Origin of the sequence: Corynebacterium felinum (genome assembly GCF_030408755.1) — a bacterium.
Classification (GTDB): domain Bacteria; phylum Actinomycetota; class Actinomycetes; order Mycobacteriales; family Mycobacteriaceae; genus Corynebacterium; species Corynebacterium felinum.
The window spans coordinates 1,633,933-1,654,454 of sequence record NZ_CP047209.1 but is presented as its reverse complement, the minus strand read 5'-3'; the positions used below and the strand labels follow the sequence as shown (position 1 = coordinate 1,654,454).

Genomic DNA, 20,522 nt, shown 5'->3' with positions numbered 1-20,522 from the left:
CTGTGGGTGCTCAAGATACAATGACCCCATCCTCTAAGGATTCCAGCGATAACGAACGCCGGTGGAAGCGTCACGGCTCGCGCTACAAGGCTCGTCGTCGCGCTGTGGAAATTCTGTATGAAGCAGAAGCTCGTGATGTTGATCCCGTGGCAATCGTGCAGGATCGAATTTCGCTTGCGCTACATCAGGAAAGCAACGTTGCTCCGGTAGCTCACTACACTCGGGAGATTGTTTCCGGTGTGGCTGAGGAGCTGAATCGTATTGATGAAATCATCGCGGCCTACCTGTCGAAGGATTGGGAGCTTCACCGCATTGCCGCTGTTGATCGCGCTATCTTGCGTGCATGTGTGTGGGAGATGATTTTCAACGAGGATGTTCCTGTTCTTACTGCTGTGACTGAAGCGATTGAGTTGGCTTCCCAGTATTCCGCTGATCGCGCACCTGCGTATATTAATGGTGTTCTGGACGCTGCGGTGAAGAATATTGATGCGTTGAAGTCACCAGTTGATGCCGATGTGGCTGAGGTTAATGTTCAGTTCGATGACGGTGTGGATACTGAACATGATGCTGAAATTTCTGGTGCTTCTTTCGCTGAGGCGTTAGCTGAAGCTGAAAATTTGGTTGAAGCAACAGATGATGAGTCGGTATCGGATTCCGATGATGCTTCTGATGTTGATCAAAATGTGGTTGATACTGCTGGAACGGTAGCTGTGGAGCCTGACGCTGATGCTGTACAGTCAGATGAGTCTGTTGGGCAGGATAGTGTCGAAGAAGGGGATGCGCACGATGCGGTCACCGGATCAGCTTCGGCAGCCGATGATTCACAGGAGTCCCACTCCTAATTGCGGCAGTGGATGCTGTGTGCTGCGCATGCTGAAACTCGCCTAGACTTGAAGCCTTTCCTTTTTACGCCGGTCGAGCGTGAACAGGGGAAGGCTTTGTGCATTTTGACTAACTGTGTGAACAACTATCAAAATGGCTGGTGAGGGGTAGTTCGAGTGTGCACTTGCGTATCGACGTCGTGTCCGTTTTACCTGAAAATTATCCGTTCGCAACCGCACTGATTTTTCGCCCCCCAATCAACTGTGCACAACTCGGCTTTTCGTCACTGTGGAACAAAGCGCTGAGTGCCACAAGGGTGGCAAGAGCCCTTGCTAGGCGAGTGTGCGTACTCATTGTACGCTGAGCAAACCTGCTGTATGCGATGGGGTGTTTAGCTGTTTTCTATCGCCACAATTTTCATCACCTCAAGTCAAGCCCCGAAGCTAGAATTAGTGGGCGAAGGTGGTGGAGCGCCTGCAAAATATCTAGGGCATTTAACAAGTATAAAAGCAAGCTGTTGCCTAGGTCCTTTTTGTAGGGGTGAAAGCCACAGTTTTTAGATGCAGCATGTGCTGCAGCGAGTCGAGTGGGTACAACGATGGGTGAGGGGGCGTCGATAAGCAAGCACGTGGTTATGAAAACCTGTCTCGACTCGCCCTAGGGTTTATGGATGGTTGTGCCCCAGCTAAAGGTACCTAAATTAATTGTTAGTGTATATTATCAAAACCTCCCTAGCTTTTCTGTGAAGATTGTGACTAGAATGAACAAAGTTACTTCTGTTAATTGAGTTACTGGTGTTGTTGTCTTGCATTCATCAACCCCCAGGATCTCACAGCACTGCTCAACACCGCGTTGAGCAGCGTGCACACAGGAAAGAAAGTGAGTAGTTCACATATGAAGCTTAATCTGCCCGCAGTCGGCGACATCAACATCGATGCCAATATCCTTAAGCAGATCATTTCCCTGATGACCACGGTATTGCTCGCCATTGCCGGCGGAACAAGCCTCGATACCGCACAGCTGAAAAACATGGTCCCCGACAACGCACTGGCCGCAGTGAAATCAATCGGTGCCGATATTCTCAAGGAACAAGGACTTGGCGACGCCGTCCCATTCGTCGACCGTATCCTCAGCGCAGACCCTGGCACTGCCGAACTTCCACTTGCGCTCGAAGATTCCGCCAATGCAGCTACCCGCAGCATCACCGACAGCGCACCGCAAACCGAAAAACCCCGCACAGTAGCACCGGTTGCGGAACAACCTCATGATAACGTCCCAGCATCCGAAACTTTCATGGTGGCCAACTTCCCTCAAGCGCCAGCAGCAGACGAAGAAGTCCCAGTTGTCTTCAGCTTTGTAGAAAAGAAAGATGGCAAGGTTACCCCATTTGAAAAAGGCACTTGGTCAGGCACGATCAATGGGCGCGACGTCAATAGTTACAAAGCAAAAACTAATCGCGAACTCGCCGAAGGCATTCTTGCGCTGAAGATGAAGCCAAGCGAAATGAAAGACATTGACGTGCAATTCGAGTCACAGTCCACCGCAACACTCGGTGCAAAGTCTGCTCGCTTCCACAAAGACAGCATCAAACTCGACACCGCAGGTCAAACCACACTATTTAGCGGCAAATAGTATTGTGGCTAACCAACCAGCGCTGATGTAGTGAAAACTCAGGCCACAAAACTGCGCAGATTTTCTTTCCCTCTTCAGAACACCCCCCAGACTTTCACACCGAACGCATTCCACACTTGAAGAATGCGCCGACACAAGTCTGGGGGTTTGCTATTCACAATGCACACAACCACAACCCCTCATTCCATGTGGGGCACACACGCGCGACGGAATAGCAGTCCCAGTAAAAAAGCCGTTGCGGGCGCAAACACATCCACAACGGCGAAAAGAAAAACGTTAAAAAGAATGCTGCGCAATCTGCTTGTGACTGAGCTCAAAACGGTCCAGCAAACCAAAAACCTGATCAACGCTCGCTTTCAGGGCAGATTTCAGCTGCAGCGGAGTCAAACCCGCAGCAATCGTGATCTCAACCTCTGCACGCACACGCAAATCCTCCTCCAGGTCCATAACGCAAACGCTGCCGGTTACCGCCGAATTAGTCACCTCATTGGCAGCAAGGAAAAACGCTGGACTCGCACCAAAAGTCTGCACACCCACATCACGATCGCCACGGACAAAAAGGGTTGCAGGCAACAAACCAAAACTGAAACAAACATCATTAAGCACAGCGTGCGCCATTGTGCCCTGCTCATTCGCAGGCATTAAGACAACGCCCAACAAAGCCATTGCCTCAACCACATTCAGCATATGAACAGGCGCAGCCACATTCACATCATTCTCGGCTGGTGCGCCATGAGCATTCGGTTCAATCCCCATCACAGCTCCTCATCCCACGACACATAATCCGGCAACTGCACGGCAGCATTATTCCAACACGCCATAAATGCATCAATACTTGTCACCACGAACGCACCCACCTGATTAAAACTCACACCTTCAGCCACGCGGAAAGAACGCACAGCCGTAAGCGCCAACGTCTCAGCATCACGATTATGAAAACGCAACGAAGGCATCAACTGGTGCAGATTCCACTCATGGCACAACCCCAACACATCCGCCGCACGAGCCACCGGAATCTCACCGCGCCACTGCGAAGAGGCCACAAGATAGTTTCCACTGATGCTAAAAACAATCGACTGATCAACAAAACCAGTGCGTACCTGATCATCGAGGCGCTCAAAAACCACGTTTTCTTTCGCCAAAACCCGACAAAGAGCATGAAAAAGGGGAGAAGGATCAGCCTCAAAAACTCTTTGAGGCTCCAACTCCCACAAACAAACACCGCCACCTGACGGTGAATCCGAGAGGGACAAATTTTCCACCATATATCAGCACAATACTAGACCAACGCGCACTCACCCCGCACCCAAACGCACCACCCCCCAAGAAACCCACAACAAAGGGAAACGTGAGGGGGTGGTACAACACAACTTAGAAACCAGGTAAACGCCAGCGCTTCGATTGCCCCTGCGACACCTGCTCACCAGCACCCTGATCGCTTAGCGCACCTTTCTCACCAGAGGCACAATCCTCACCGTCAGAATCCATATCCTTCGCCGAAGAACGCAACATCTTGACCTTTTTTAACGAAATCTTTGAGGATTGTACATCCTGAGTTGACTCAACAGAATCATCACCGGCAACGGTCGCGGGGGCGTCGAAAAGCTTCTCATTGCCCAACTCATGCGCCAACGCAGCCGACAAATCCTCATAACGAAACACATGCCCGCGACTAAGCAACGCAGTAGGAAGCACACGCTGATCAGCCAACGCAAACTCCGCAGCACCCTGCGAGCCCAACAACACCTTCGGACCAATCGAAGGAATAGGAAAACGCGCCGGACGCCGTAACTGCTGACCCATCGTGCGGGCAAGCTCCTTATTAATCACCGGATTCGGGGCAGTCACATTCACCGGACCCGACAAGGAAGAATCAAGACACGCAGTAATAATCACATCAGTCACATCATCCAACGCAACCCACGAAAACCACTGCTGACCATCATCAAAATGACCACCCAAACCAGTAGAGAACAACGTACGCAACACCGGCAAAATACCCCCACGGCCAGAAATAATAATGCCCGTCCGCAAATTCACCACACGCTTACCCTCAACCTGGGCAGGAACAGTCGCCTCCTCCCAATTCCGCGCTAAATCAGCCAAAAAGCCCTGACCTAACTCAGAATCCTCACTCAACGCCACCTCACCACGGTCATGGCCATAAATACCCACCGTCGAAGCAGAAACAAAAGTATGACACGACTTCGACACCGCAACCAGCTTCGCCAACGCCTCAGTCGGACCCACCCGCGAATCCCACAACGCCTTCTTATGCGCCTCAGTAAAACGCCCAAAAATCGGCTCACCAGCAAGATGAACAAGCACATCAACCCCATCAAGCAGATTCACATCAGGCCGCACAGGATCCCACAACCGCTGACCAGGCTTCGGATTCGACCGCACTAACGGAACAACCTCATGACCGAGCGTTGTCAACTGCGCCGATAACGCACGACCCACCAAACCCCGGGAACCAGTAATCGCCACCGTCAACCTGCGCGAAGAAATAGCCTCAAAACGTGCCTTCGCCCGCATATCCTCAATCAACTGCTGCTGACGGTACGCAAACATAGGTGCCAAGGTTGCTTTCGGCAACCGCGTAAACACCTCATCAGTGACAGTCGTTGCAGGGCCAGAATCAGCAGAACTGGCATCAAGAAAATTATGGACATGACGCCAATTAGCCAACGCCTTAATCGGCGCAGTCACACACACATCAGTGAATTTAAAGCCCTTCACATAACCAGAAAGATCATGGCGGGCAACCCACCGCAACCCAGCAGGCAACGCAAATACAGTCGTCCCAGTACTTAAAGAATCAGCTTGCTGAATCGGAGTGAAGGGGAAGAAAGGGGGGCTTAAACGAGCAACCGCACCAGGGCGGGTATGCCATTGCCACACCTCAGACCTACTGGCAGGAACAACATGGGAGGTAGTAAGACTCATGGATTCTTCCTTTACTGTTCCTTAAAAAATGACACGTCGGCGACGGGAAACAACCTGCGCATGCACTGCCCGAAGGCACAGACGCTTAACCTGTGCGAGTGATTTGCTCAACGCACAAGTAACAACAGGTGCGAGGCCACAACTTTTTTACCTAGCCTACAGCGTGCAGCAGCGACCTGATCTACAGGCAGGCTGAAAATTAAGGGAAAATTCTTAAAAATTTTCGTCGTCGATCACGCACATGCCTGTACTTCAAGCACGGACTACTGCACAAGAGGGTTCACCAACCATCGGGGGTGTGAAACATGCGCACTGAAACGACTCACCGCCGAAGAATTGCGCGTGTTCACGGCTGCGCTAAATAGTGTCGCGTATTCAATCCTTGATGCGCCGGTGACGAAGCTTCAAGGAATGCCTAACGTGAACGTCAACCACCGTACTTACACATTCCCCCCTCGATGGGGGGAATGTTTAGTGCCCAATGCCACCTATTCAGCACTGGAGGGCGAAGGGAACAATGTTCCGACAATGTTGAAGTGATGCGCAGCGTTCATCATGGCACTGCTTCGCGCCATGCTGGGATGATAGTGGGAGAACTGCCTAAAAATAGTAGGCAAGGTGCGAAGCAATGATTTCGCCAGCGAAGTAAATGGGGCCAAGACAGTGCATGTGCAGCAATTTTGCGAAAACGGTTGATAAAAACCGCAGTGGCAAAAAATGCTAAGCTTTTGCAAGAGCTTGTATGCGACCACAACCCATGCGTAATTTCGCGAGGGTCGTTGTGAGCGTGCAACTTTGAAAAACAAAATCTCAAACAGGGGCTGTTCCTCAGCCCTAGGACATCCTTTAACGGACCGCACAGAGAGGCGGGGAAGGAGGTCACGATGAGTGAAAATGTTTCCGACATTGTCGAGCTGCTCAGCGCAGAGGACGTGTCGCGTACTATCGCACGCATCGCGCACCAGATTATTGAAAAAACGGCACTTGATGCCCCTGATGCTTCACCAGTTCTTCTGCTGGGCATCCCCTCGGGAGGCGTGCCACTAGCGCAGCGATTGCAAGAAAAAATCGCCCAATTTACAGGTACCAAGGTGCCCGTGGGCAGCCTTGACATCACGTTGTATCGGGATGATCTGCGTACCAAACCACATCGTGCTCTGCAACCAACAACCATTCCATCGGGGGGAATTGATGGGATGAACATCATTTTGGTTGATGATGTTTTGTTCTCAGGTCGCTCCATCCGTGCGGCACTTGATGCTTTGCGTGATCTAGGCCGCCCAGAATCAGTTCAGTTGGCGGTTTTGGTGGATCGCGGTCACCGTCAGTTGCCGATTCGCGCTGATTATGTGGGGAAAAACTTGCCTACCGCACGCTATGAAGACGTTTCCGTTTTGCTGAAAGAAATCGACGGCTGCGATGCTGTCATACTCACTCGAGGGGAAGCTTAGTTACCCATGAAGCATTTGCTTTCTATTTCCGACCTCACCGCCGACGAAATTGTTGGGTTGATGGATGAGGCGGATCGTTTCCGTGAAGCGCTTGAGGGTCGGGAGTTAAAAAAACTTCCTACTTTACGCGGACGCACGATTTTCACAGTTTTTTATGAAAATTCCACCCGCACCCGTTCGTCTTTTGAAACGGCGGGGAAGTGGATGAGCGCAGATGTGATTAATATTTCTGCCTCCTCCTCCTCGGTGAAAAAAGGGGAGTCGCTGAAGGATACTGGTTTGACGCTGAGCGCAATTGGCGCTGATGCGTTGATTATTCGCCATCCTTCTTCCGGCGCTGCGCAACAGTTGGCGCAGTGGGTTGCCCCAGGTGGTGTGGGCCCGAGCGTGATCAACGCTGGCGACGGCTCCCACCAGCATCCCACTCAGGCGCTTCTCGACGCCGTCACTATGCGTCAACGCCTTGGCGGCATTGATGGGCGCAAGATTGTGATCGTCGGTGACTGCCTGCATTCACGCGTGGTTCGCTCCAACGTTGATCTGCTATCGACGCTTGGTGCTGAAGTAGTACTGGTTGCCCCACCAACGCTGTTGCCCGCTGGGGTAGAGAACTGGCCTGTGCGCATCAGCTACGACATGGATGCAGAAATCTACGATGCCGATGCCGTGATGATGCTTCGCGTGCAGCAAGAACGAATGCATGGTGGATTCTTCCCAAGTCACCGCGAATACGCCACTTTGTACGGGATGAGCAAGGAACGCGCAGCAAAGCTACAAGATCACGCGATTGTCATGCACCCAGGGCCCATGTTGCGAGGTATGGAAATCAACTTCGCTGTTGCTGATGCCCCGCATACCGCTGTTTTGCAGCAGGTCAACAATGGTGTTCACAGTCGCATGGCTGTGTTGTTCACCTTGATTTCTGGTGCAGAAACCCCTGGTTTTTAAACAGCTCAGTTGCTTCTCGCTCCCCTTTACTCAGCCCATTTGAATAGGACTCGTAGATTTTATGTCTGATCATTCTTCCCCCTCTAGCTATCCGGCTACTGGTGAACTCGCCCCTGCTGAAGCTGGCACCCTGCTGGTGACTAATGTTCGCCCCTATGGTGAAGGTAGCCCAGTGAATATCTTGATCACCGATGGTGTGATTAGCGCGGTTGATGCACCAGCGGATACTCACGCTGACCGCATTATTGATGGGCAGGGTGGTGTTCTGCTTCCCGGTCTTGTCGATATGCATGTGCATTTGCGTGAGCCTGGTCGCGAAGATACTGAAACTATCGCAACTGGTTCAGCGGCCGCCGCTAAGGGCGGTTTTACTGCAGTTTTCACCATGGCGAATACGACCCCTGTGATGGATCAGCCGGTGATTGCTGAATCTGTCTGGTTTAAGGGCCAGAACGTTGGGTTGTGCGACGTGCACCCAGTGGGTTCTATTACTAAAGGCCTTGAAGGTAAAGAACTCACCGAATTTGGCATGATGGCTCGTTCTGAGGCGAAAGTTCGCATGTTCTCTGATGACGGCAAATGTGTGGATAACCCCTTGCTGATGCGCCGAGCAATTGAATACGCGAAGGGCTTGGATGTGTTGTTAGCACAGCACTGCGAAGACCCCCGCCTGACCGAAGGCGCCTGCGCGCACGAAGGCGAAACCGCAGCCCGTTTGGGTTTGCGTGGGTGGCCTCGTGTGGCTGAGGAGTCCATTGTTGCCCGCGATGCTATCTTGGCCCGCGACTACGGCAATCGGATTCATATTTGCCACGCATCCACCGAAGGAACTGTGGAACTGGTGAAGTGGGCTAAGTCCCACGACATTCCAATGACCGCTGAGGTCACTCCACACCACCTGCTGCTGACCGATGAACGCCTCGAAACTTACGACGGCGTCAACCGAGTGAACCCACCATTGCGGGAGCACCGCGACACCATCGCACTGCGTGACGCATTGTTGGACGGAACTATTGACTGCATTGCCACCGACCATGCGCCACATGGTTCCGAAGACAAGTGCTGTGAATTTGAGCATGCAAAGCCCGGCATGTTGGGACTGGAAACGTCCTTGTCCATTGTGGCGGAACTGTTTGTGAAGACTGGTCTGGCTGATTGGCGTTTCATTGCCAAGGTGATGTCGGAGCGTCCCGCTGAGATTCTTCGCTTGCCAGGCCACGGTCGCCCGATCGCAGTCGGTGAGCCCGCAAACCTCACAATTGTGGATGAAGGCAAGAGGTGGACTGTGCGCGGCGTCGAACTGGCATCGAAGGCGGAAAACACCCCGTTCGAAGGCATGGACTTTGATGCTAAAGTCACCACCACCATTCTGCGCGGTCGCCTGACCTGTGTGGATGGGCAAGCTCAGCAGCCCCGCAACGCTGGTAACTAGGTTGCCCTCGGGGATGAACACCCCCCCGCACTATTTTCCAAAGCTTTGTTAAGACAATTCTTCTCTTCACGAGATTTTTCGAAAGGTATTACGCTGTGACCTCCACACACACCGCTTGCAACTCACGGGCTAAGGCCTTGCTAGTGCTCGCTGATGGCCGTGTCTTCCAAGGTGAAAGCTTTGGTGCCCAGGGCACTACTTTGGGTGAAGCCGTATTCACCACCGCAATGACCGGTTACCAGGAAACCATGACTGATCCTTCCTACCATGGTCAGATTGTGGTCGCTACTGCTCCACAGATTGGCAACACTGGTTGGAATGATGAAGATTGCGAGTCTTATGGTGACAAAATTTGGGTCGCCGGCCTCGTGATTCGTGACCTGTCTGTTCAGGTTTCTAACTGGCGCGCAAAGCGTTCCCTTGAAGATGAAATGATCGCCCAGAACCTTGTGGGTATCTCTGGTGTAGATACCCGCGCAATCGTGCGCCACCTGCGTAACTTCGGTTCCGTTTCCGCCGGAATTTTCTCCGGTTCCGATGCCCACAAGCCTATTGAGGAGCTTGTTGAGATCGTCAAGCAACAGCCTTCAATGGCCGGCCTCGACCTCTCCGAGCAAGTATGCACCGATGAACCTTACGTGGTTGAAGCACAAGGCGATGCGCAGTACACCGTGGTGGCCTACGACATGGGCATTAAGACCAATACGCCACGCAATTTTGCGAAGCGCGGAATCCGCACCATCGTGGTTCCAGCTAATACCCCGTTCGCAGAGATTCTGAAGCACAACCCTGATGGTGTGTTTATCTCTAACGGCCCTGGCGACCCTGCAACAGCTGACGTGATGGTGGGGATTGTTCAGGAAATTCTTGCAGCCAAGCTGCCACTGTTTGGCATTTGTTTCGGCAACCAGATTCTTGGTCGCGCCCTAGGTTTGGAAACCTACAAGCTCAAGTTTGGTCACCGCGGCGTGAACGTCCCAGTATTAAATCACTTGACTGGCAAGATCGACATCACTTCCCAGAACCATGGCTTCGCACTCAAGGGGGAAGCAGGCAAGGTCTTCAGCACTCCTTTTGGTGATGCGCAGATCACCCACACGTGTTTGAATGACGGCACTGTTGAAGGTGTGGCGTTGGTTTCTGGCCTTGCATATTCGGTTCAGTACCACCCTGAATCGGCTGCTGGCCCTAATGATGCGAACCCGCTGTTCGATCAGTTCATCGAGCTGATGAACGCGAATAAGAAGTAAATCACCAGGAAATATCCGCACACCCTTTAATAGTTCAAGGAAGAGAAAAGTATATGCCAAAGCGTAGCGATATTAATCACGTCCTGGTGATCGGTTCCGGCCCGATCGTCATCGGCCAAGCGTGTGAGTTCGATTATTCCGGCACCCAGGCCTGCCGCGTGCTCAAAGAAGAGGGATTGCGCGTCACCTTGATCAACTCGAATCCGGCCACCATCATGACCGACCCTGAGTTCGCTGATCACACTTATGTTGAACCAATCGAGCCTGAGTACATTGAGGCGATTTTTGAAAAGGAAATCGCTCAGGGACACCCCATCGACGCTGTGCTCGCAACCTTGGGTGGCCAGACCGCATTGAACGCAGCAATCCAGCTGGATCGTCGCGGATCGTTGGAAAAGTACAATGTTGAGCTCATTGGTGCAGACATCGATGCGATTGAGCGTGGCGAAGATCGCCAGAAGTTCAAAGACATTGTGGACAAGATTGGTGGCGAGTCGGCTCGCTCCCGCGTGTGCCACTCCATGGAAGAGGTTCGCGAAACTGTTTCCGAGTTGGGCTTGCCAGTGGTGGTTCGCCCATCCTTCACCATGGGCGGTTTGGGCTCTGGCCTTGCTTACAACGATGAGGATCTGGAACGAATTGCAGGCGGTGGCTTGGCAGCTTCACCTGAGGCAAACGTGCTGATCGAAGAGTCCATCCTTGGGTGGAAGGAATATGAGCTAGAGCTCATGCGCGATGGGGCAGATAACGTGGTCGTGATCTGTTCGATTGAGAACGTGGATGCTTTGGGTGTCCACACAGGTGACTCGGTCACCGTTGCGCCAGCCATGACCTTGACCGACCGTGAATACCAGAAGATGCGTGACCAGGGTATTGCGATTATTCGTGAGGTCGGCGTTGATACTGGTGGTTGTAACATCCAGTTCGCTCAAAACCCGGTGGATGGTCGCCTGATCACCATTGAAATGAATCCACGCGTGTCGCGCTCTTCGGCACTGGCGTCGAAGGCTACGGGCTTCCCCATTGCGAAGATTGCCGCGAAGCTGGCTATTGGTTATACCTTGGATGAGATCACCAACGATATCACTGGTGTTACCCCTGCAGCGTTCGAACCAACCCTTGACTACGTGGTTGTCAAGGCTCCACGCTTTGCTTTTGAGAAGTTCGTCGGCTCTGATGACACCCTGACCACCACGATGAAGTCGGTGGGTGAGGCTATGAGCTTGGGCCGTAACTACATTTCGGCACTGGGCAAGGTGATGCGTTCGCTGGAAAATAAGCAGGCTGGTTTCTGGACTGTTCCAGATGAGTTCTTCGCTGGCGAAAAAGCTACTGATGTCGCTGCAGTGCTCGAAGATCTTAAGCGTCCTACTGAGGGTCGTTTGTACGATGCTGAGCTGGCCTTGCGCCTGGGCGCGACCGTCGATGAGGTGTATGAAGCATCCAGCATTGACCCTTGGTTCCTCTCTGAGTTGAAGAATCTGGTTGACTTCCGCGAAGAGCTCATTGGTGCAAAGACTTTGGACGAGCACCTGCTGCGTAAGGCAAAGTTCTTTGGTCTTTCGGACCGTCAGATTGCGGTTTTGCGCCCTGAGTTCGCGGGTGAAGATGGTGTTCGACGTCTACGTTGGTCGCTGGGTATCCGCCCAGTTTTCAAGACTGTGGATACCTGCGCTGCTGAGTTCGAAGCGCAGACTCCTTATCACTACTCGGCTTACGAGATGGATCCTGCTGCGGAGTCTGAGGTTGCGCCTCAGACCGAGAAGGACAAAATCATCATTCTTGGTTCCGGTCCAAACCGTATCGGCCAGGGTATTGAGTTCGATTATTCCTGCGTGCATGCTGCGCTTGAGCTGTCCCGCGTGGGCTACGAGACCGTGATGGTCAACTGTAACCCTGAGACTGTGTCTACTGACTATGACACCGCTGATCGCCTTTACTTTGAGCCTTTGACCTTCGAAGATGTGATGGAGGTCTACCATGCTGAGTCATTATCCGGCACTGTGGCTGGTGTGATTGTCCAGCTGGGTGGTCAGACTCCGCTGGGTCTTGCTGAGAAGCTTCGCGACGCCGGTGTCCCTGTGATTGGCACCAGCCCTGAAGCCATTGACTTGGCGGAGGATCGTGGCGAATTCGGTGAGGTTTTGCGTAAAGCTAATCTTCCTGCGCCAGCTTTCGGTACTGCTACTTCTTTTGAAGAAGCAAAGGAAGTAGCTGCGAAAATCGGTTACCCAGTTCTGGTGCGCCCATCCTATGTTCTGGGTGGACGCGGCATGGAGATTGTCTACGATGAGGCTTCTCTGCACGACTACATTGATCGTGCTACCGAGATTACTTCAGACCACCCCGTGCTGGTCGACCGCTTCTTGGATAACGCCATTGAAATCGACGTCGATGCGCTTTGCGACGGCGAAAACGTCTACCTTGCTGGTGTTATGGAGCACATTGAGGAGGCTGGTATCCACTCCGGTGACTCCGCGTGTGCACTGCCACCAATGACTCTGGGGCCAGAGGATATTGAGAAGGTTCGTCGATCCACTGAAGCTTTGGCTCACGGTATCGGGGTGAAGGGCCTGATGAACGTCCAGTTCGCTCTGAAGGATGACATTTTGTATGTGATCGAAGCGAACCCTCGCGCATCCCGCACGGTGCCATTCGTATCCAAGGCAACTGGGGTACACCTAGCTAAGGCTGCCTCGCGCATTATGACCGGCGCCACCATTCCTCAGCTGCAGGCAGAGGGCATGATCCCGACCGACTACGACGGTGGTTCCTTGCCTTTGGATTGCCCAATTGCAGTGAAGGAAGCTGTTCTGCCATTCAACCGCTTCCGCCGCCCAGATGGCACCATGCTTGACACTTTGCTCAGCCCCGAAATGAAGTCCACCGGTGAGGTTATGGGCTTGGCTGATAACTTCGGTGCAGCATACGCGAAGGCTGAGCAGGCTTCCTTCGGCACCTTGCCAACCGAAGGCACCGTATTCGTTTCTGTTGCAAACCGCGACAAGCGTACGTTGATCTTCCCGATCCAGCGCCTAGCGTCGATGGGCTTCCGCATGCTGGCTACCGCTGGTACTGCAGCTATGCTGCGCCGTAACGGTGTCGCTTGTGAGACTGTGTTAAAGCGCTCTGAGGTGTCGGAAGGTACTCATGAGGGCAAGCAGTCGATCGTTGATTTGATTCGTGCGGGCGAGGTTGATCTGATCCTGAATACCCCTGCAGGTTCTTCTGGTGCACGCCACGACGGTTACGAAATTCGTGCCGCTGCTGTCAGCGTGGGAGTTCCACTGGTCACCACTGTTCAGGGTGTCACTGCAGCAGTGCAGGGCATTGAGGCGCGTCGTTCCGGTGATTTGTCGGTGCGCGCACTTCAGGAACTTGAGCACGCCCCAAGCACGAGCAAGTAAAGGTGTGAACTAACGATGACTTTCCAACCAGTGTCTGCTGAATATGGTTTCGGCGAAGCGCTCAAAGCCGCAGGAGCTAAATTTGGTCGCCTATGTGTGGGCATTGATCCCCATGCTCAACTGTTAGAAAAGTGGGGTTTGGGGGCTAACGTTGATGGCCTGAAACGCTTCACTGATGCTTGCGTGGTTGCGTTTTCCGGTAACGTCGCATTGGTTAAACCTCAGGTTGCTTTTTATGAGGCTTTTGGTCACCAGGGTTTTAAGATCCTTGAGGATGCCATTGACGCTCTGCGTGCAGCGGGCACTTTGGTGGTTGCCGATGCTAAGCGGGGTGATATCGGTTCGACGATGGCAGGTTATGCCACTGCGTGGTTGGAGGATCGTTCACCTTTGTGCTCTGATGCCGTGACGGTGAGTCCGTTCCTTGGTTTTGGTTCCCTGTCACCTGCATTTGAGGTTTCTCAGTCAACTGGTCGGGGAGTATTTGTTCTGGCGGCAACGAGTAATCCTGAGGCTCGGCAGTTGCAAGATCAGGCTAATGCTGATGGGGTATCTATTTCTCAGCAAATGGTGGATGCGGCGGCTGCGCTCAATGCTGCTGCTGGACACCAAGGGCAGGCTGGAAATATTGGAGTTGTCATTGGCGCAACCTTGGCAGCACCACCGCGTTTGAATGAGCTGAATGGCCCAGTGTTGCTTCCAGGTGTGGGAGCACAAGGTGCTTCGGCTGCTGATGTTGCTCGCATTACCGAAGGCGTGGAGGATTTAAGTTTCGCCAACATTTCCCGCGCGATTTTAAGCGCAGGTCCTTCCGCGAAGGATCTGCGTGATGCAGCGCTGCGTGCAGCAGCGGAATTCTCCTAACGTTAGTTTGAATCAGTAGAAAAAGGGACGCTTGGAGTGTCCCTTTTTCTATATCCCAGGTTGGCAGTGAACGGCGAAGTTGAAGGAAATCAGGAGTAGGGAAATTAAATTGCCGTGTCATTGCGCCATCACACGATACCCGTGGCAGTATCTGATTTCTTTATTGTGTCGTCAATTCCCCACAAACAACAGCATCTTCAGTGGGGAAAAGCATCAGCGCTTGTGCGATTGATCTACGTTTGCGTTCGTTCAGCTATCGTCTACACACACCAGGAAATTAGCGTCTCATTGAATATGGCAATAGTCCCAAGGCGTTGATCCTAGGGGCGGAAAACATTGCCACAGTTGCTCGCACTCCTTATTGTCTTACCTAGCGCCGGAGTAGCGCATAAGATTGCCGTGGTTTTATAGCGTTAGGCTGAGGAAAACGTCGTTTTCATCTCATGCTCGGCTGCTCATAACCAGAGGAAAAGACAACGAATCACGAGCGAATACTGCCGAAAATCCGCAGCCTGAAGTAGTACGTAAAACTAGTGGGATCGATTAGCGAGTTCGTTTTTCTCGAAGTGCTCGTCCACGAACAAGCGCCACTAGACAGATTAGGGACTGTTTGCCCAACGCGATTGGCATTGGCACGGATATAGGATTTGGGTGCGGTTTAAAAAAGGGGGAGAGGTACGAACACCACTACTGCCAGAGTGCCAAGCAGCTGTTGGACATCTTCCTTGTCCAAGGTGACGGAAGACACCTCGGTGCGTTGAACGTGCATCAGAAGCACGCGCGGTTGATTCCGTAGCCAGCGGATGCTCGTGAGGTCGAAACCCGTGAAAAGCACGAACGATGAATGTACTTTTTGCGTTACTCCTGTCACAAGATTCATCGACGAGGACACTAAAATTGCCGCCAGCGCGCCGAAAAACAAGAAGTTTTCTAGGTATTTTTCGCTTGAATCTGAATGATAAGTAAGGAATAGCAATTTTACATTTGTGCAGGTAGAGATAGGTTTTGGGTTTGCCGAAGAGAATCTGCAGTGACCTGCGGATTTAGTTTTCAAACACGCCGTTACCTGAACTTTTATCTTTCGGTGCTACACTTGAGCACAATCTATCAAGACTTGCAGCGTTGTAATGCCTAAAGTGTGTGGTAGATTTTCGCTTGTACGGTTTGCCCCATGGGGTAGGTTGGTACAAAGTTTTTCAAGACGATATCCATTTTCATTATTGAATCGGAGGCACCCCGTGGCACTTCCACAGTTGACCGATGAACAGCGCAAGGAAGCTCTGGCTAAGGCAGCCGAGGCTCGCAAGGCACGTGCACAGCTCAAGGAAGAGCTCAAGCGTGGCGACATTTCCCTGAAGGAAGTTCTGGATAAGGCTTCCAGCGACGAGATCATTGGCAAGACCAAGGTTTCTGCACTTCTGGAGTCCCTGCCAAAGGTGGGCAAGGTTAAGGCTAAGGAGATCATGGACGAACTGGAGATCGCCCAGACTCGTCGCCTGCGCGGTCTTGGTGACCGTCAGCGCCGCGCACTGCTCGAGCGCTTCGGCTTTTCCGAGGACTAATCAGAGTGAGTGGCGATAACCCCCGCGGCCAGCTCGTAGTATTGCTTGGCCCCTCCGCCGTGGGTAAGTCCACGGTGGTTCATCGCCTGCGTGAAGAACTCCCTGAGATGTACTTCTCGGTCTCAATGACCACTCGGGCACCGCGCCCAGGGGAAGTACATGGCATTGATTATTTCTTTGTAAGCCCAGAGGAGTTCCAGCAACGAATTGATGCCGGAGAAATGCTTGAATGGGCCGACATTCACGGGGGCTTACAACGCTCCGGTACTCCGGCAGGCCCCGTCGACGAAGCACTAGCAGCTGGGCGACCAGTGCTGGTCGAAGTTGACTTAGTAGGTGCCCGTAACGTTGCTGCACTCAAGCCTGAAGCCCACACTGTGTTTCTTGCCCCACCGAGTTGGGAAGTTCTTGTAGAGCGCCTTACCGGCCGGGGAACGGAGTCTGAAGAAGTAATCCAACGTCGATTGGAAACTGCTCGGACTGAAATCGATGCACAAGATGAATTCCGCCACATCGTTGTCAACGACGATCTGGAAGAAACAGTAGTGGCGCTTCGAAACATTCTGTTGGGAACCCATAGCTTTTAAAATGTGCACACGAAGGTGTAAGTGCACCTTCTCTTGAGCATTGAGGCAGAGGTTGAATATTATGCCCCTTCTCCTTGAAGCTACGGTAAATAGAGGTGGACAGCATCCTCATGACGAAGGTTTTGTTCCCACAGTTTCTTCGCTATGCTTTCCGATAGAGAATGTCCAAGCTGTATCGGAAAAATTCGCGATTGACGGACTTTCGGCAGCTTTCAAGTACCAAACTCCGCAATCCTAAGGCAGTGGTTGGGAACAACCACAAAGTCAGACTTTAAAATTTTCAATACATAAGGTGAGTAGTGACCAACGTGAGCAACGTGATCGAGAGTAACCAGGGTGTTTATGACAAGCCGACTGGTATTACTGCCCCTCCCATTGATGAACTCCTAGGCCGTGTTTCTTCAAAGTACGCGCTCGTAATTTTCGCAGCGAAGCGTGCACGCCAAATCAACTCCTACTTCCAGCAGGAAGACGAAGGCGTGTTTGAATTCGTTGGCCCACTGGTCAACCCAGACCCACAAGAAAAGCCTTTGTCGATCGCACTTCGCGAAATCGAAAGTGGCCTCTTGGATCACGAAGAGGGATAGTCCTTTCACCAAACTACACCTCCGCCCTTTTTGGCCTCGGCCTGAAAGCGGGGGTGTTTTGCTTTACCAGCGCTACAATAGCTACAAAACAACCACCACTGACCGCGCGAAAGTGAGAATTGCCATCAACGCCCACAACCACACCCCACCATCCCACACAGCCACCACTTTAGGGTCCGGCCGCAATATCGTTGTGGGTGTTGCAGGGGGAATCGCTGCATACAAGGCCTGCCATCTTATTCGAGATTTCAAGGAGGCAGGGGACATTGTACGAGTGGTGCCCACTGAGGCAGCGTTGCAATTTGTGGGCAAAGCGACCTTTGAAGCTCTCAGTGGCAATCCTGTCTCCACAACAGTCTTTGATGCCGTAGATGAAGTCCGGCATGTGCATGTGGGGCAACAAGCAGACCTTATTGTCGTAGCACCCGCAACCGCAGACCTGATTGCACGCGTCACCCATGGCCGCGCCGATGACCTACTAGCCGCAACCATTCTGATGGCGACCTGTCCGGTTGTCTTAGCGCCAGCAATGCACACTGAAATGTGGGAAAACAAAGCCACACAGGCTAATGTTGACATTCTTCGCTCCCGCGGAATCGTGGTCCTTGAACCCGCCCACGGACGACTCACTGGCACGGATACAGGCCCTGGCCGACTGCCAGAACCAAGCCAAATTGCCACACTCGCCCGCGCTGCTATGGAAGGTGTGCTCTTCGATCGGTCCCTCGAAGGGAAGAAAATACTCATTACAGCAGGTGGTACCCGTGAAGCCCTCGACCCTGTCCGCTTCCTAGGCAATCACTCCTCCGGTCGTCAAGGCTTCGCCTTGGCTGAAATCGCAGCCCACCGCGGGGCGGAAGTAACCATCATTGCAGGAAGCATCGACAATGATCTCCACACCCCAAGCGGGGCACGAATCATTAATGTTTCCAGCGCTCGGGAAATGTACACCGAAGTGCATCGCCATGTCTCGGAATCCGACCTAGTGATCATGGCGGCCGCCGTCGCCGATTTCAGGCCCGCGCATCAAGCCGAATCAAAGATGAAAAAGGGCAGCGAAGCCCAGCAGGCGCTGGAGCGCATTGAACTGATCGAAAACCCCGACATTTTGCGTGCGATAACAACAGCCCGGGCCACGGGAGAGATCCCCAGCGACCTCGTGGTAGTGGGCTTTGCCGCAGAAACCGGTGACGAAAACACCTCAGCCTTAGAATTTGCTCGAATAAAGCTGACAAAGAAAGACGCCGATTTTCTCATGTGCAACGAAGTCGGTGAAGGGAAGGTGTTCGGCCAGCCGAAAAATTCCGGCTTCCTGCTCTCGCGCACAGGTGAAATTACGGAGATCGAAACCGCCGATAAACACGTGGTAGCTGGGCGAATTCTCGACGTCGTGACGCAAAAAATCCGCTAAAACCACTCGGGGTTGTTTTATTAGACAGCTTGGTCTATATTTAGCTGGGTGTGTGAGAACGCTTCATTTCATAACTCAGCCATGAAAAGGCACAGGCAGCACACATGCTGAATGCACACTGTTTCCAATTCTCACATCCATTACGAAGTGGATTCCGCCCCCAGTGAGCACCACTTTTCTTTGCACTAAACATATTAATGCCCATCACAACTTGGCGCGCTTTGGCTCCTAGGGCGCGTTGCTTATATTCACATTTACTATCGTTCAGGAAGAATTACGTTGACTCTCAAAGCTTCGCGCGGTTTGCGCCTCTTCACAAGCGAATCCGTTACTGAAGGGCACCCAGATAAAATCTGCGATGCCATCTCCGATGCCGTATTAGATGCAATGCTGGCCATTGATCCCCACTCGCGAGTGGCGGTTGAAACCCTCGTGACCACCGGCCAGGTTCACGTTGTGGGTGAGGTGCGCACCGAATCGTATGTTGATATTGCCACCCTCGTGCGCAAGACACTCGTCGATATCGGATTTACCTCCTCAGCTGTCGGTTTCGACGGCACCACCTGCGGTGTGAATATCGCAATTGGTGAGCAGTCTGCCGAAATTGGCGATTCTGTATCTACCTCCCAAGAAGTGCGCGAAGGGGCACAAACCGATGAAGATGACCAGGCAGGCGCAGGCGACCAAGGTCTCATGTTTGGTTATGCTTCCGACGAAACCCCTGAGTTCATGCCTCTTCCTATTTCTTTAGCCCATCGGTTATCCCGCAGGCTGACCGAAGTGCGCAAGTCCGGGATCGTGCCTTCCCTGCGTCCTGACGGTAAAACCCAAGTCACCTTGTCCTACGATGACAACGGTGCACCAGTTGCACTCGACACCGTGGTGATTTCCACTCAGCACGACCCTGATGTCACCCAGAAGTGGCTGGCAGAACAGATTAAGACTCATGTTGTTGAATGGGTGATCAACGACACCGAGTTGAACAAGATTATCGCCACCGACTCCTACCAGCTACTGGTGAACCCTTCCGGGTCCTTCATCCTTGGTGGCCCAATGGGCGATGCCGGCTTGACTGGCCGAAAAATTATTGTCGACACCTATGGCGGCATGGCTCGCCACGGTGGTGGTGCTTTCTCAGGCAAGGATCCTAGCAAGGTTGACCGCTCGGCAGCATACGCCATGCGCTGGGTAGCAAAGAATATTGTTGCCGCGGGCCTTGCCCGGCGCGCGGAGGTACAGGTTGCGTACGCGATTGGCCGTGCAAAACCAGTCGGGCTGTATGTAGAAACCTTCGGTACCGCACAACATGGCCTCAGTGATGCACAAATCCAAGAGGCGGTACTTAACGTCTTCGATTTGCGCCCAGCCGCCATTATCCGTGAGCTTGATTTGCTTCGCCCCATTTATCGCCAAACTGCAGCGTATGGGCACTTCGGGCGAGACGATCTTGATCTTCCATGGGAGCGTACTGACCGCGTCGAAAAGCTGCAGGCAGCAGTGGGGATCACCGCACCAACGGTCTAAGCCGCAACCTGTCTTCCGCGCAGGGTTAAGCACGTTTGTAGTAACGTCGAAAGCTGCTCAACACGCAACTAAACTCGCGCATAAACCGCAAATTTC

General features: G+C 52.7%; 16 protein-coding genes and 1 pseudogene. 13 read left to right on the top strand and 4 right to left on the bottom strand.

The features are described 5' to 3' along the window. Positions 1-20 precede the first annotated feature (20 nt). Both nusB and CFELI_RS07090 read left to right on the top strand, forming a co-directional pair. Positions 21-468 (top strand): annotated as a pseudogene (nusB, locus tag CFELI_RS07095) (transcription antitermination factor NusB); the annotation flags it as partial. A gap of 1,248 nt (positions 469-1,716) precedes the next feature. Beyond that, positions 1,717-2,454 (top strand): hypothetical protein, encoded by a 738-nt coding sequence (locus CFELI_RS07090; RefSeq protein WP_290258952.1) that lies wholly within the window; start codon positions 1,717-1,719, stop codon positions 2,452-2,454. A 276-nt stretch (positions 2,455-2,730) separates the two neighbouring features. On the opposite strand, the gene CFELI_RS07085 is transcribed toward CFELI_RS07090, so the two are convergent. The 3 genes from CFELI_RS07085 to CFELI_RS07075 form a co-directional block, all read right to left on the bottom strand. After that, positions 2,731-3,210, bottom strand: coding sequence for a hypothetical protein (locus CFELI_RS07085; protein ID WP_277105595.1), 480 nt, complete (start codon positions 3,208-3,210; stop codon positions 2,731-2,733). Next, positions 3,210-3,596, bottom strand: coding sequence for a type III secretion system chaperone family protein (locus tag CFELI_RS07080; RefSeq protein WP_277105596.1), 387 nt, complete (start codon positions 3,594-3,596; stop codon positions 3,210-3,212). The genes CFELI_RS07085 and CFELI_RS07080 overlap by 1 nt, the downstream gene beginning before the upstream one ends. 229 nt (positions 3,597-3,825) lie before the next feature. Continuing rightward, positions 3,826-5,403: a TIGR01777 family oxidoreductase gene (locus CFELI_RS07075; RefSeq protein WP_277105597.1), complete on the bottom strand. Its 1,578-nt coding sequence runs from the start codon at positions 5,401-5,403 to the stop codon at positions 3,826-3,828. A gap of 884 nt (positions 5,404-6,287) precedes the next feature. On the opposite strand from CFELI_RS07075, the gene pyrR reads away from it, so the two are divergent. The 6 genes from pyrR to pyrF all read left to right on the top strand — a co-directional run bounded on the left by pyrR (position 6,288) and on the right by pyrF (position 14,755). Further along, a complete protein-coding gene (pyrR, locus tag CFELI_RS07070; RefSeq protein WP_277105598.1) occupies positions 6,288-6,854 on the top strand; it encodes a bifunctional pyr operon transcriptional regulator/uracil phosphoribosyltransferase PyrR in 567 nt (188 codons plus the stop codon). A 6-nt stretch (positions 6,855-6,860) separates the two neighbouring features. After that, on the top strand, positions 6,861-7,802 hold the full coding sequence (locus CFELI_RS07065; protein ID WP_277105599.1) for an aspartate carbamoyltransferase catalytic subunit: 942 nt from the start codon (positions 6,861-6,863) through the stop codon (positions 7,800-7,802). 61 nt (positions 7,803-7,863) lie between these two features. Continuing rightward, entirely contained in the window at positions 7,864-9,234 is a 1,371-nt protein-coding gene (locus tag CFELI_RS07060) for a dihydroorotase (protein WP_277105600.1), read from the top strand. Positions 9,235-9,329: 95 nt separating this feature from the next. Next, positions 9,330-10,484: a glutamine-hydrolyzing carbamoyl-phosphate synthase small subunit gene (gene carA, locus CFELI_RS07055; RefSeq protein WP_277105601.1), complete on the top strand. Its 1,155-nt coding sequence runs from the start codon at positions 9,330-9,332 to the stop codon at positions 10,482-10,484. A 53-nt stretch (positions 10,485-10,537) separates the two neighbouring features. Next, complete coding sequence (gene carB / locus CFELI_RS07050) at positions 10,538-13,891, top strand: carbamoyl-phosphate synthase large subunit (RefSeq protein ID WP_277105602.1); 3,354 nt, start codon at positions 10,538-10,540, stop codon at positions 13,889-13,891. Between the two features lie 15 nt (positions 13,892-13,906). Then, positions 13,907-14,755 (top strand): orotidine-5'-phosphate decarboxylase, encoded by an 849-nt coding sequence (pyrF, locus tag CFELI_RS07045; RefSeq protein ID WP_277105603.1) that lies wholly within the window; start codon positions 13,907-13,909, stop codon positions 14,753-14,755. 658 nt (positions 14,756-15,413) lie between these two features. On the opposite strand, the gene CFELI_RS07040 is transcribed toward pyrF, so the two are convergent. Further along, entirely contained in the window at positions 15,414-15,590 is a 177-nt protein-coding gene (locus tag CFELI_RS07040; RefSeq protein WP_290258951.1) for a hypothetical protein, read from the bottom strand. A gap of 403 nt (positions 15,591-15,993) precedes the next feature. On the opposite strand from CFELI_RS07040, the gene mihF reads away from it, so the two are divergent. The 5 genes from mihF to metK all read left to right on the top strand — a co-directional run bounded on the left by mihF (position 15,994) and on the right by metK (position 20,426). Further along, positions 15,994-16,317: an integration host factor, actinobacterial type gene (gene mihF / locus CFELI_RS07035; protein WP_277105605.1), complete on the top strand. Its 324-nt coding sequence runs from the start codon at positions 15,994-15,996 to the stop codon at positions 16,315-16,317. 5 nt (positions 16,318-16,322) lie between these two features. Further along, positions 16,323-16,904: a guanylate kinase gene (gene gmk / locus CFELI_RS07030; protein WP_277105606.1), complete on the top strand. Its 582-nt coding sequence runs from the start codon at positions 16,323-16,325 to the stop codon at positions 16,902-16,904. Between the two features lie 308 nt (positions 16,905-17,212). Further along, positions 17,213-17,491 carry a DNA-directed RNA polymerase subunit omega gene (gene rpoZ / locus CFELI_RS07025; protein ID WP_277105607.1) on the top strand — a complete coding sequence of 93 codons (279 nt, stop codon included), beginning with the start codon at positions 17,213-17,215 and terminating at the stop codon, positions 17,489-17,491. A 124-nt stretch (positions 17,492-17,615) separates the two neighbouring features. Continuing rightward, complete coding sequence (coaBC, locus tag CFELI_RS07020; protein ID WP_374724774.1) at positions 17,616-18,902, top strand: bifunctional phosphopantothenoylcysteine decarboxylase/phosphopantothenate--cysteine ligase CoaBC; 1,287 nt, start codon at positions 17,616-17,618, stop codon at positions 18,900-18,902. Between the two features lie 279 nt (positions 18,903-19,181). Beyond that, a complete protein-coding gene (metK, locus tag CFELI_RS07015; protein ID WP_277105608.1) occupies positions 19,182-20,426 on the top strand; it encodes a methionine adenosyltransferase in 1,245 nt (414 codons plus the stop codon). Positions 20,427-20,522: the final 96 nt, after the last annotated feature.